Raw genomic sequence first — 13,110 nt, forward strand, 5'->3', positions numbered from 1 at the left:
TGTACATTTCGTTCGCTACCCGTGGTGCCTCATTGTGCTTCTCTCCCGCGAACCATGAGTCTCAATTTCCGTCGCGTGGCGCTGGCCCTACTGGCCGGTGCCGTTCCGCTCACGGCGCAGAAAGCGCCGACCATCCCGCACGAGAAGTACACGCTGCCCAATGGGCTCGAAGTCATTCTTCATGTGGATCGATCGGTGCCCATCGTCACCGTCGAGAACTTCTACAAGGTGGGATCCGGCGACGAAAAGCCGGGGCGCACCGGCTTCGCGCATCTGTTCGAGCACGTGATGTTCATGGGCTCGCAGAACGTGCCGGTCGGCAAGTTCGACGAATGGCTCGAAGCGGCGGGCGCCAGCAACAACGGCTCCACCAACTTCGATCGCACCAACTACTACGAAACCGGCCCGTCCAACGCCCTGCCCCTCATGCTCTGGCTCGACGCCGACCGCATGGGATGGCTGTTGCCCACCATGGACAAGGCGAAGCTGGACCTGCAGCGCGATGTGGTGAAGAACGAGCGCCGGCAGGGCGTCGACAACGCGCCGTACGGCATCGCCGATGAGCTCATCCTTCCCACGCTCTTCCCCAAGGGACATCCGTATTCCTGGGATGTGATCGGCAGCATGGATGATCTCAGTGCCGCCGCGGTGGACGACGTGAAGGACTTCTTCCGCCGCTATTACGCGCCCAACAACGCCACCATCACGATCGCCGGCGACTTCGAACCCGATTCGGCAAAGGCGTGGATCCGGAAGTACTTCGGCCACATTCCGCGTGGCACCAGCGAGATCACCCGCCCCTCCGCTCCCGCCATCACCCTTCTGCGTGACACCCTGCTCACCGCGGAGGATCGCGTGCAGCTTCCGCGCGTGTACTACACGTGGCCCGGGGTGAAGGCGTTCTCTCCCGACGATGCGGCGCTCGACGCGCTCGCCGAGATCGTGGCCGGGGGCAAGAGTTCACGACTCTACCGCACGCTCGTGTACGACAAGCAGCTCGCTCAGGACGTGCGCATGAGCAACCAGTCGCAGAAGCTTGACGGCATGATCCAACTCGTGAGCACGGCGCGCCCCGGTGTGGCGCTGCGCGATCTCGATGCGGAAATCACGCGCATCTTCTCCGACATCGCGACAAACGGTGTGACCGAGCGCGAACTCACGCGCGTGAAGAACGGCATGCGGGCATCGATGACCGACCGCCTGTCGAGTGTATCGGGCAAGGCATTCCAACTGAGCTACTACAACTACTTCACCGGCAATCCCGATTATATGGCGCAGGATCTTGCGCGCTACGAGCAGCTGACCCCGGCCCTCGTGCAGCAGGCGGCGCGCCGCTATCTGGCGGGCACACCACGCGTGGTACTGAGCATCGTACCCACCGGCAAGAAGGAGCTGGCGCTCACGACCACGACGCTCGGAGGGATCCGCTGATGCGTCACGCCCTGACGAATCGCTGGCGCATCCTGTGCGCCATGGCTTTCCTCCCTGCGCCGGCCATCGGCGCCCAGCAGGCCCCGCAGGCTGCCAGCGCTACCCCCCCCAAGCTCGGCGCTCCCACACCGCTCACGCTGCCCCGCGTGGTACAGCGCACCCTGCCCAACGGACTCACGCTGCAGATCGTGGAGCAGCGCGAACTGCCCGTCGTGGACGCCGTGCTGGTGGTACGCACCGGCAGCGAGGCCGACCCTGCGGGCAAGGCGGGACTGGCCACGCTCGTGGCCAACATGCTCGACGAAGGCGCCGGCTCGCGCGACGCGCTCTCCCTTGCTGAGGAGATCGGCTACCTCGCGGTACGACTCGGCACCAGCGCGTCACTGGAGCAGAGTAGCGCCGTCCTCCATACCACGCGCGCCACGCTCGACAGCGGCATGGCGCTCATGGCCGACGTGGTCCTGCGCCCGACGTTTCCCGAGAAGGAATTCGCGCGCCTCAAGAGCGAGCGCCTCACCGGACTGCTGCAGGAGCAGGACCGCGGACCCGCCATGGCCGACCGCGCCTTTGCGGCGCTGCTGTACGGCGAGTCGCACCCGTATGGGCGCAGCGCAAGCGGTGCCCGGGAAAGCGTAGACGCCATCACACTCGACGACGTGAGGACGTTCTGGCGCAGCTGGTACCGTCCCAACAACGCCACGTTGGTGCTGGTTGGCGATCTCACGGTGGCCGACGCCGAGGCCCTCGCCTTGCGCGCCTTCGGCCGCTGGGAACGGGGCCCGATCGCGCCACCCGCGTATCCCACGGTGGCCACCCAGCGCGCCGGCACCGCCATTCACATCGTGGACAAGCCCAAGGCGGCGCAATCGAGCTTCCGCATCGGCAGCATCGGTGTCCCCCGCAGCACGGCGGACTACTACCCCCTCATGGTCATGAACACCGCGCTCGGCGGCTCGTTCACCTCGCGGCTCAACAACACCCTGCGTGAAGTGAAGGGGTACACGTACGGTGCCGGGTCGGGCTTCAGTATGCGCCGTGCCGCCGGTCCGTTCACGGCCCGCGCCGAAGTGGTGAGCGCCAAGACCGATTCCGCACTCATCGAGTTCATGAATGAGCTGCGCAGCATCCGGAAGCCGATGCCCGCTGAGGAGCTCGCGAAGGTGAAGCGCTACCTGCGGCTCGGCTACGCCGACGGCTTCGAGAGCACGAGCGATATCGCCTCGCAGATTGCCAACCTCGTGCCCTACAACCTGCCGGCCAGCACCCTCAGCGCCTTCGATGCCGGTATTGGCAAAGTCACCGCCGCCGATGTGCAGCGCGTGGCTATGAAGTATCTCGACCCCTCGAAGCTCACGATCGTCATCGCCGGCGACCGTGCCAGCATCGAGACGCCGCTCAAGGCCACGAAGATCGCGCCGGTCGATGTGCGCGACATGCGTGGCCGTCCCGTCATCGTCCCGTGACCCGGAGACCCACCATGCTCAGCCTGATCGCTTCCGCACGACCGTTCGCGGTTGCCGCGAGCGCCCTGCTCCTTGCCTCCCCCCTCGCCTGTCGCAGTCTGTCGGGCGCGTCGTCGGCCGGTGCCCCAGCTACTGCGCCAGCCACGGCCGCTCCCAATGCGCGCAGTGCCAGCGCGGCACCGATGCTCGTCTCCACGGCGTGGGTCGCCGAGCATCGTGCCGATCGCGACCTCGTGATCCTGCACGTGGGCACGAAGGCGCAGTATGACAGCGGCCACGTGGACGGCAGCCGGATCGTCTCGCTCGAGGACATTGCCCTGCCGCAGCAGCAGGGGCAGCTGACGCTGCAGATGGCGGGCGCCGAGCAGCTCACGGCATGGGCCGTGCGCAACGGGATCGGTGACCGCACGCGCGTGATCGTGGTGCCGCACGACTTCAACCTGCAGTCTGCCACGCGCGTGTACTTCACACTTGCGTACCTCGGTGCCGGTGACCGCGCCTCGCTGATGGACGGCGGGTATCAAGCGTGGAAGAAGGAGGCGAGGGCCGTGAGTACGGCCATGCCCGCTCCCGCCGCGGCCGTCACGTTTACGCCGCGCATCCGGCCGGAACTGATCGCGCTCATGTCGCAGGTCGCCACCGCCACCCAGGACGCGTCGCGGCACATCGTGGATGCGCGCCTTACGCGCTTCTACAATGGCGATGGTGGTGGGTATCCGCGCGCAGGCCACATTCCCACGGCGGTGAATATCCCCATCTCCGCGGTGAGCCAGAACGGCTATTTCCTCCCCAGCAACAACCTCGCGGAGCTCTTTGCCGCGCAGCAGGTGGGCAAGAGCAAGCCGGTCATCACGTACTGCCACATCGGGCAGCAGGCGACCCTCCTCTGGTTCGTGGCGACGATGCTCGGCCATGACGCGCGCATGTTCGACGGCTCCTTCCAGGAATGGAGTGGCAGCACCAACCCCGTGGTGGGGCCCGGCGACAAAAAGTAGGTAGATTCCCTCGAACCCCTCTCCCGGAGTTGCCGTGACCGCAGCTGCTGCCACGCCCCTCGTTGGTGTGGTCATGGGCAGCGCGAGCGATTTCGATACGCTTGCGCCGGCCTGTGAGATTCTCGCCGAATTGGGCATCCCCTACGAGGCGCGCGTGGTATCGGCGCATCGCACGCCGGATTGGCTGTTTGACTACGCCGAGCAGGCACAGGGGCGTGGTCTGCGCGCCATCATCGCCGGTGCCGGCGGTGCGGCGCACCTGCCGGGTATGCTCGCCGCCAAGACGCTCGTACCGGTCCTCGGTGTGCCCGTCGTAGCCACCCCGCTCAACGGTATGGATGCGCTGCTCAGCATCGTGCAGATGCCCGCGGGCGTTCCGGTCGCCACGTTTGCGATCGGTAAGCCGGGCGCGGCCAACGCGGCACTGTATGCGGCCCAGTTGCTCGCCGCACACGACCCTGCCTTGCTGGACCGCCTTGCCGACCGCCGCGTGACCAAGGCGGCCGAAGCGCTGGCGCGGCCACTCCCTGCGCCGAACGCCATCGCCCCCACTGCGTAACACCGCCACCTCGTGACCAACCCGACCTCTCCCTCACCCATCCTGCCGGGCGCGACCATCGGCTTCCTCGGTGGTGGCCAGCTGGGGCGCATGACGGCCTTCGCGGCGCGCTCAATGGGCTACGATATCCATGTGCTCGACCCTGAGGCGGCCTGCGCCACCCGCGCCGTAGCGTCCCGCACCATCACGGCGCGCTTCGACGACGTGAAGGCCGCGATCGATCTGGCCTCCCAGTGCGACGTGGTGACGCTCGAGATCGAGCAGATCCACCCCGACGTGCTCGACGCCGTTGCGGCTCGTACGCAGCTGCGCCCGGGACGCGCGCCGGTGTATATCATCCAGGATCGCATCCGGCAGAAGCAGTGGCTCAAGGCGCAGGGGTTTCCATTGGGACCCTTCGTGGCGGCCCAGCAGGCCAGCGACATCGCCGACGCCGTGCGAGCGCATGGCCCCTGCATCGCCAAGAGCACGCACGGTGGCTACGACGGCCGCGGGCAGGTGCGCCTCTCCGAGCCGTCGCAGGGCGTTGATGCGTGGACCGCGTTGGGGTCACGCGAGTGCCTCGTGGAGAAGAAGGTCAGTATCCACTACGAGCTGTCAGTGCTGGTGGCGCGCACGCCCAGTGGCAAGGTCGCCGTGTATCCGCCGTCGCGGAATCACCACACGAGCGGTGTGCTCACATGGGCTGTTGTCCCCGCGGTGATCAGCGACGCCATGACGCAGCGCGCCGAAACGCTCGCGCGGGACATCGCCGAGCGCATCGGCATCGCGGGGCTGCTGGCGGTGGAGTGCTTCGTGACCACCGACGGTGAGCTGCTGGTGAACGAGCTCGCGCCCCGTCCGCACAACACCTATCACCACAGCGAGCGCGGGCTGGCGACCAGCCAGTTCGAACAGCTCGTGCGCGCGATCTGCGACCTCCCGCTCGGCGCCACCGATGTATTTGCCCCGTCGGCGATCGCCAATCTCCTCGGCGATGTGTGGCTGCAAGAGCAGCCGCCGCACACCTCGCACGCCCTCGACGTACCGGGCACCCGCCTACACCTCTACGGCAAAGCCGGGGCGCGCGCCGGCCGCAAGATGGGCCATCTCTCCGCCATCGGCACCGACCCGCAAGACGCTTTGGGCAAGGTACTCGAGTGCTATCGCCGCCTCTCGCCCGGCACGGTGGCCAGCTTCGACGTGGACGAGCCGGTGCTCTCCCACATCACGTCCTGAAACAGATCTCTCCCGACCGATCCGTTATGTTTCCACGCGACTTCTACGAAATTCTGCACATCATTGGGATTGCGATGCTGTTTCTCGCGATCGGCGGCGTGGCAACGCATGCCGCGAACGGTGGCACGAAGGCATCAAGCCAGACGCGCGGCCTCATGAGTTCCGTGCATGGCGTGGGCGCCCTCTTGATCCTCGTGGGTGGCTTCGGCATGCTGGCGCGCATCGGCTTCGCACATGGCACCAACTTTCCCGGGTGGTTGTGGGTGAAGCTCATCGTATGGGTGCTCCTCAGCGCCATCGTACTCCTGCCGTACCGCAAACCCGCGCTCGCCAAGCCGTTCATCTTCCTCCTGCCGCTGCTGGCGGGACTTGCCGTGTACATGGCGCTCTACAAGCCCTTCTAACCGGCAGCGCGCCGTGAACATCCTCGTCCTCAACGTCGGCTCGGCCACCCTCAAGTTCCAGGTGGTCGCGACCGACGGCGAGCGTATCGCGGGCGACCAGGATGCCAAACTGCTGCGTGGCCAGATCGAACGTATCGGTGGTGAGTCGGTGATCACCATCCGTCACGCCGATGGCAGCACGCGCACACGCACGGCCTCGCTGCGCGACATGCGGGCGGCGGTAGACTGGCTGGTGGACCACATCACCTCGCCAGAGAGCGGGACGGGGCTGACGGCACGGGCCGACATTCATGCGGTCGGGCATCGCGTGGTGCACGGCGGGGAGCAGTTCCGCAGCAGTGTGCTGGTGGATGACACCGTGTTGCAGGGGATCGAGGACAACGTGGAACTCGCCCCCCTGCATAACCCGCACAACCTCCGGGGCATCGAAGCCACTCGCAAGGCGCTCGGCACCGGCGTGCCGCAGGTGGCGGTCTTCGACACGGCGTTCCACCATACGCTCCCCGAGCACGCGTACATCTACGCCATACCGTATCCGCTGTACCGGCGACACAGGATCCGCCGCTACGGTTTTCATGGCACGTCGCATCGCTCTATCGCCTACCGCTTCCGCAAGATCACGGGACGCGAGCGTGGCGAGGTGCGCATCGTGACGCTCCACCTCGGCAACGGGTGCTCGGCCTGCGGCATACGCGACGGCGTGTCCATTGACACCAGCATGGGCTTCACGCCACTCGAAGGGCTGGTGATGGGCACGCGCTCCGGCGATATCGATGCGGCGCTGCTCGATTACATCGCGGCCAAGGAGGGGCTCTCCCTGTCGCAAGTGGAAGCGATGCTCAACAGCCAGTCGGGGCTGCTCGGCATTTCGGGGCTCACCAACGACATGCGTGACCTGCTGGCCGAAGCGAACGAACTCAATGATCGTCGCGCGCGACTCGCGATCGACATCTTCTGCTATCGTGCCCGCAAGTACATCGGCGCCTATCTCGCCGCGCTTGGCGGGGCAGAGGCGATCGTGTTTGCCGGCGGTGTGGGCGAGAACAGTCCCCAGATCCGTGCCCGCATCTGCGAGGGGATGGAATGGGCGGGACTGCACGTGGATGGCACAGCCAACGCGGCGCTGGTCGACGGTCGTGAGGGGCGCTTTTCGACCGACGGCTCGTCGCTCCACGCATGGGTGGTACCCACCGACGAGGAATTGCTGATCGCGCGTGATACCTACCGCGTCGTGAGCGGTGTGCCCCTGCCGGGGTAGCGCGGAACGCGTGGGCAGAGCCCCTTGGCTTGATTTCCCGCCCCGTTCTTACGATACTTCGGTGTGCGCGGCGATTTTCCCGATTTGACGGGCCGTGTACTCAGCGCCAGCGGCGCTGACCATCCGTCTAAGTCGCGGCCCTGACGGCCCTCGACGATGCAATCGGCGAGGGCCGTCAGTGTTTTCGGCTCCTGCACACGGGAATCGCCGCCTCGACAACCGAAGTGTTTGCACCCTACCGGTGCCGTGGTGATTTGCCGCCGATTGCCGCCACGCAAAACAAGGAGCTAAACAGCGAGTGCGCCCGACGGTCTGCCGTCTCCGCGCCCATCGTGTTGTCCGGCGGCACTCACGCAGTCTGGAGAGTGCCCACGATGTCCAACGTTATCGAGCGCGCGGAATGAGCACGCTCCCCCCGTCCCTGCTCACGCCGCGTACGCCCCTACGTGCGGGCTCCCGACCGTCCGGTGCGCGATCCGCATCCGTTGGGGTGGCCGCAACCGTCCCGGCGGCCCCTGTGTGGCCAGTGCGCGACGACACCGTCACGTTGCCGCGTGTGGCGCTCGCGAACGGCGAGGTGTTGGACCATGTGGACGTTCACTACCGGCTCGAAGGCAGTATCAACGCCGCGCGTGACAACGTGATACTGGTGGTGCACGCCCTCACCGGTACGGTAGAGGCAAGTTCGTGGTGGAAGGGGGTCATCGGCGACGGCGCGGCGCTCGATCCTACACGGCATGCGATCCTGACCGCCAACCTGCTGGGGGGCTGCGATGGTACGACCGGACCCACCAACGCAGATCCCGGCGCACTGCCACCGATCTCCACCCGCGATCAAGCCGCCGTGCTGGCTCGTCTGCTGGACCACCTCGGCGTAGCGGCACCGCTGCTCGTCTGCGGCGGTTCACTCGGAGGGATGGTCACTTTGGAATTCGCCGCGAGCTATCCTGATCGTGTGCGCGGCGCCGTGTGTCTCGCGGCGCCGGCCGCGCAGACGACCCAGGGACTCGCGTGGAATGCCATCATGCGCCGCGCCATCGCCCTCGGGGGCGTGCGCGACGGACTCGCCCTCGCGCGCATGGTCGGCATGTTGAGCTATCGCACCGCAGAAGGACTGGAGCGCCGATTCGGACGAGCCACCAGTGCGTCCGGCGAATTCCAGATCAACGAATGGCTCGACATGCATGGCGAGAAGCTCGTGGCGCGTTTCGACGCCACGAGCTACGGTGCCCTCATTGACGCGATGGACCGGCACGATGTGGGTCGTGGCCGCGGCGGTGTTGGCGCCGCGCTCGCCGCGATTGGCGACCGACTGACCGGCGTAGGCATCCCTGGCGACCTACTCTATCCGGATCACTGTGTGCGAGAGTGGGCCGAGGCTGCCCGCGCCACCTACGTGGAACTGCCGTCGGTGCACGGCCACGACGCCTTCCTGCTCGAAACGGAGCGGGTGGCGCGCATCGTGGCGCAGGCCGTGGCCCGCGCGGAATCGGTGGTCCCTTCGGCACCGCAAGAACTGCCGTCAGTGGTGAGCGGGCGCGTGGGGCACTCCAACCTGGCCACGCAGCGCGTGAAGGAACTGCGCGTGAAGCCGCTGCGCGTGGCCCTCGCCGGATGCGGTCATGTCGGAGGCAGTCTGCTCGATCTGTTTGGTGAGCGTGCCATGCAGTATCCCGATGAGCGCCCGATCCGCGTGGAGCGCGTGCTGGTTCGTGATCCTGACCGGCCACGTCCGGCATTGGCGCAGGCAATCGACCGTGGCGTGGCGGCGCCCGATGCCTGCATCACCGACGCAATGAACCTGCTCGACGACGACATCGATGTACTGGTGGAGGCGATCGGCGGGACCACTACGGCGCGCACGCTGGTGGAAGTCGCATTGCGGCGGGGCATCCGTGTCGTGACCGCCAACAAGGCGTTGCTGGGGGCACGCGGTGCCGCGCTGCAGCAACTCGCACGCACCACCGGCATGCGGCTCGATTTCGAGGGCGCCGTGTGTGGGGCCATTCCGATCGTGCGCTGTGTGCGGACCGGCGCCGCGGGAGTGGGGATCACCCAGGTGAGTGGCATCCTCAATGGCACGAGCAACTTCGTGCTCGACAAGGTGGCCGAAGGGCAGTCATTGGCCGACGCCATCGCGACGGCTCAACGGCTTGGCTACGCCGAAGCCGACCCCACGCGGGATCTCGATGGACAGGATGCCGAAGACAAGCTTCGTATCCTCGCCTGGCTGGCCTTCGGCGTGGAGCCCGGCTCCCTCGCCGTTACGCGGCGCGGCATCGATGCGGAGACGGCGGCGTGGGCCACCCGAGTGGCGGCCGAGGGAGACCGCGTGAAGCTGCTCGCCAGCTGTGCGCGTGAAGGCCATGCACTCGTCGCGCGCATCATCCCTACGCGCGTGAAAGGTGACGAGGCCTGGGCACAGGTGTCGGGTCCGCTCAATCGCGTCGTGATTGAAAGCACGTCAGCTGGTGCGCTGGTCTTTCAGGGGCCTGGTGCGGGTGGACTCGCCACGGCGGGTGCGATGCTGGCCGACCTGTTGGCCTGACAGGACGGTGGGCTAGGCCCCGGGATTCAGCGGGAGGTGCCGATACCGCGAGCGCGCAGCAACGGCCGTACCGAGTCGACCGGGAGCGGCCGCACCGTTCCTGCGCGGCTGGATACGGGCGTAGCCATCAGCAAAGCGTTGTAGAGGGCTTCTTCGGTGGCCTCAGTGACTGCCTGAAAGAGCGCTGACATGGCGTCGTTCCCAAGTTCCTCGCTCGCGGCCAGCGCGGCGTCGGGGTTGCGGCGTACGCGTGCCGCCGTGGAGAACGCCAGCACGTAGTCGCCGGAGCCGTTGGAGGCACTCGAGCCGGTACGGGCGAGGCCCATGATCGCGCGCGCGCCGAGCCGCTCGAGGTTGCGCGCCAGCATGGGCGCGTCGGTGGCGATCACGATCATGCACGATCCGTCGCCGTGCTCGGCCTGCGCGTCACCAGGACCGGAGGGACGACCGAAGTCGGGGGCGACGTCACGCTGAAACGCATAACGCCCTAGCAGCTGACCGATCGGTACCCCGGCCATCTGCAGCACGCCGCCGTAATTGCCCTGCACCAGTATGCCGACGGTGTAGCCACCAAGTCTGGCCGGCAAACGGCGCGAGGCCGTACCGATCCCCCCCTTCCAGCCGAACATCACGGTACCATGACCGGCACCCACGCTCCCTTCGGCCACGACGCCCGTGTCGGCCGTGCTCAGTGCCTCTACGACCGCGTGTCCGATCCCGGCACGGGAGCGCGTGGCGTTGAGCGCGCCATCGTTGGTCTCCCCCACGATCGGGTTGATCGAGCGAACCGCTGCATTCTCGGGCTTGGCGAGCATCCACTGCGCCAGCGCGTCGCCCGCCGGCCAGATACACAGGGTACAGGTGAGCAGGATGGGGGTTTCGATCTCCCCGAGTTCACGCACCTGCGTGACCCCGAGCAGCTTGCCGAAACCGTTCCCCACATGGAGCGCGGCCGGCACGCGGTCCCGGAAGAGGTCGCCCCCATGCGGGACGATCGCCGTTACCCCCGTGCGAATCGAGTCGCCGTCGCTGACGGTAGCGTGCCCCACACGCACCCCGGCCACGTCCGTGATGGCATTGCGGGGGCCGGGGGCAAATACCCCCGGCGCAAGCCCGAGGGCCCGGGCCCGAACCTGGGCGGGCAGTGAGACCGGGATCGCGAGGGCGAGGCAGGCGAGGCGTCGGCGCATACCCGAAGTTCGGCTGAGGCGAAGGGGCGCGCAATACGCCCTCCCACCCGCGGCCGGAGTCCCGCGGTTTTCCCCCTCCCCGTTCACCGGATAGATTGTGTCATGTCCCTGCGTCCCCTCTTCGGCCACCATCCCATTCGCGCCCGGTTGTCGGCGGCGGCAGCAGATGGTCGCCTCCCGGCGAGCCTTCTCTTGCAGGGGCGGCGCGGTGTGGGTAAGCAGCGCTTAGCGCTTTGGCTGGGGCAGCTGCTGCTGTGCGAGCGGGCCACACGCGACCGGCTTGGCGAGCCCTGCGGGCAGTGCCAGCACTGCCGCTACAGTGAACGGGGCATGCACCCGGACCTGCACTGGTTCTTTCCGCGTCCACGGCTCAAGGACGGCGCCCCTTCCATCGCTGATGTGAAGGCGGACCTCGCCGAAGCGATCGCCGAGCGTATGGAGGCGGAAGGGCTGTGGGCGCCGCCGCCGGGAACCGAGGGGCTGTACACCGACAACATCCGCGCGCTCGTGAACATGGCCCAGGTGCGCCCGGCGATGGCCGCCCACACGGTATTCGTGGTGGGTGATGCGGAGCGCATGGTGAGCCAAGAGGGCGCCGACCGAGCGGCCAATGCGTTCCTCAAGCTGCTCGAAGAGCCCCCCCACGGCGTCACGCTGATCCTCACCACCAGCGAGCCCGGGGCGCTGCTCGCCACGATTCGGTCGCGTGTGGTGTCCGTGCGGGTGCCGTCGCTGGGGCGCGCAGATCTGGAAGCCTTCCTCGCCGACCCCGTGGTGGAGCGGAAGCTGTCGCGTGTACCCCACGAGGAGGTCCTGGCGCGCGCCAACGGTGCCCCCGGCGACCTCTTTGCCGGCGACTCCATGGGGGCGGCGTTCGCCAATGCCCGGCACCTGCTCGAGGCCGCGCTGCAACCGTCCACCCCCGACGGGACCGCCGCCCGCATCAAGGCGGCCGCCAAGCAGGGGGTGGCAGGGGCCCGCGGGGCCTTCAGTGATTCGCTCGACGCGCTCACCCACCTGCTCCATGCCCGGATGCGGCACCTCGTGGCGGGAGGGCATGACATCGACGCGCGCCGCACGGCGAGCGTGCTGCCGTTGGTGGAGCACGCCAAGGGCAAGGCGCAGAACAACGTGAGCCCCAACCTGCTGACGGCATCGCTGCTGGCCGCGATGCATCGCCAGTTGCGGTAAGGGCGAACGGCCAGTGCCCGTACGTCGTCCACACCTCGATCCCCGCCCGTGATGTCTTCCCCCTCGTCTGCCGACGCCGGTACGCCGGTGCCCGATCCCTCTCCCGCGAGCGCGTTGTCGCACGTTGACCGAGCGGGGCGGTTTCACATGGTGGATGTTGGCGACAAGCCGATCAGCGTTCGCACCGCCGTCGCGCGCGGGGCAATTTCGATGGCGCTGGAAACATTTAAGTTATTGCAGGGCAATAACTTGAAAAAGGGCGACGTGATCCCAGTGGCACGACTGGCCGGAATTCAGGCAGCCAAGCGTACCGCCGACCTCATCCCGCTCTGTCATCCCCTCCCGTTGTCGGGGATCGAGGTTCGGGTTAGCCTAGATGAGTCTCTTCCCGGCTGCCGGGTCGAGGGGCTCGTAAAAACCACCTCGCAAACAGGGGTGGAGATGGAAGCGTTGACTGCCGTGTCTGTGGCGTTACTCACGATTTACGACATGGCCAAGGCGGTCGACCGGACGATGGTGATCTCCGACATCGTACTGCGCGAGAAGCGCGGTGGGACGACGGGGGACTTCATCGGTCGTCCGTGAGTGACTTGCTGAACGTGGGGGTCCATGCACGATCCAACTGAAAAGAGTCCGCGACCCGACGCGGCGGCCCGTCGCCGGGGGATGTATCGCCGGCGCGCCGCGCGTCGCCTGTCGCAGCTGGTCATCGCATCCGTTCCCGTGGTCATCCTGGCGACCATCCTCCGCTCGGACGCGCCGGCGAGCACGGCGGTGACGGTCAGTGCCGACAGTGCGTCGGCGGACGCGCCGAGATCGCTCCGGCTCCGCCCTGCCCCCAACAAGCTGTCCC

At 67.3% G+C, this 13,110-nt stretch carries 12 protein-coding genes and 1 riboswitch; of the genes, 11 read left to right on the forward strand and 1 reads right to left on the reverse strand.

The genetic code is table 11. The features are described from left to right. Positions 1-54 precede the first annotated feature (54 nt). The 8 genes from ACIQ51_RS02945 (at position 55) to ACIQ51_RS02980 (ending at position 9,876) form a co-directional block, all read left to right on the forward strand. Entirely contained in the window at positions 55-1,431 is a 1,377-nt protein-coding gene (locus tag ACIQ51_RS02945; RefSeq protein WP_396203508.1) for a M16 family metallopeptidase, read from the forward strand. Continuing rightward, positions 1,431-2,894: a M16 family metallopeptidase gene (locus ACIQ51_RS02950; RefSeq protein WP_396203509.1), complete on the forward strand. Its 1,464-nt coding sequence runs from the start codon at positions 1,431-1,433 to the stop codon at positions 2,892-2,894. Before ACIQ51_RS02945 ends, ACIQ51_RS02950 begins: the two co-directional genes overlap by 1 nt. A gap of 14 nt (positions 2,895-2,908) precedes the next feature. Continuing rightward, positions 2,909-3,889, forward strand: a complete 981-nt coding sequence (locus ACIQ51_RS02955) for a sulfurtransferase (RefSeq protein WP_396203510.1) — start codon at positions 2,909-2,911, stop codon at positions 3,887-3,889. Positions 3,890-3,962: 73 nt separating this feature from the next. Next, positions 3,963-4,448 carry a 5-(carboxyamino)imidazole ribonucleotide mutase gene (gene purE, locus ACIQ51_RS02960; RefSeq protein WP_396203520.1) on the forward strand — a complete coding sequence of 162 codons (486 nt, stop codon included), beginning with the start codon at positions 3,963-3,965 and terminating at the stop codon, positions 4,446-4,448. 12 nt (positions 4,449-4,460) lie between these two features. After that, positions 4,461-5,666, forward strand: a complete 1,206-nt coding sequence (purK, locus tag ACIQ51_RS02965) for a 5-(carboxyamino)imidazole ribonucleotide synthase (RefSeq protein WP_396203511.1) — start codon at positions 4,461-4,463, stop codon at positions 5,664-5,666. A 26-nt stretch (positions 5,667-5,692) separates the two neighbouring features. Next, a complete protein-coding gene (locus ACIQ51_RS02970; protein ID WP_396203512.1) occupies positions 5,693-6,070 on the forward strand; it encodes a hypothetical protein in 378 nt (125 codons plus the stop codon). Positions 6,071-6,083: 13 nt separating this feature from the next. Continuing rightward, positions 6,084-7,328 carry an acetate/propionate family kinase gene (locus ACIQ51_RS02975; RefSeq protein ID WP_396203513.1) on the forward strand — a complete coding sequence of 415 codons (1,245 nt, stop codon included), beginning with the start codon at positions 6,084-6,086 and terminating at the stop codon, positions 7,326-7,328. Between the two features lie 236 nt (positions 7,329-7,564). Next, positions 7,565-7,640: riboswitch (SAM riboswitch) on the forward strand. A 178-nt stretch (positions 7,641-7,818) separates the two neighbouring features. Then, on the forward strand, positions 7,819-9,876 hold the full coding sequence (locus ACIQ51_RS02980) for a homoserine dehydrogenase (RefSeq protein ID WP_396203514.1): 2,058 nt from the start codon (positions 7,819-7,821) through the stop codon (positions 9,874-9,876). A gap of 26 nt (positions 9,877-9,902) precedes the next feature. On the opposite strand, the gene ACIQ51_RS02985 is transcribed toward ACIQ51_RS02980, so the two are convergent. After that, the gene (locus ACIQ51_RS02985; RefSeq protein WP_396203515.1) at positions 9,903-11,066 is read right to left on the reverse strand and encodes a P1 family peptidase; all 1,164 of its coding nucleotides are present in this window, start codon (positions 11,064-11,066) and stop codon (positions 9,903-9,905) included. A gap of 102 nt (positions 11,067-11,168) precedes the next feature. Between ACIQ51_RS02985 and ACIQ51_RS02990 the strand changes: the two genes are divergently transcribed. The 3 genes from ACIQ51_RS02990 to ACIQ51_RS03000 form a co-directional block, all read left to right on the forward strand. Further along, complete coding sequence (locus tag ACIQ51_RS02990) at positions 11,169-12,257, forward strand: hypothetical protein (protein ID WP_396203516.1); 1,089 nt, start codon at positions 11,169-11,171, stop codon at positions 12,255-12,257. Between the two features lie 51 nt (positions 12,258-12,308). Next, positions 12,309-12,842 (forward strand): cyclic pyranopterin monophosphate synthase MoaC, encoded by a 534-nt coding sequence (moaC, locus tag ACIQ51_RS02995; RefSeq protein ID WP_396203521.1) that lies wholly within the window; start codon positions 12,309-12,311, stop codon positions 12,840-12,842. A 24-nt stretch (positions 12,843-12,866) separates the two neighbouring features. After that, positions 12,867-13,110 (forward strand): hypothetical protein (locus ACIQ51_RS03000; protein ID WP_396203517.1); only part of this gene is annotated, 244 nt, incomplete at its 3' end.

It is taken from the genome of Gemmatimonas sp., assembly GCF_044344655.1.
In the GTDB taxonomy this organism is placed as follows: Bacteria; Gemmatimonadota; Gemmatimonadetes; order Gemmatimonadales; family Gemmatimonadaceae; genus Gemmatimonas.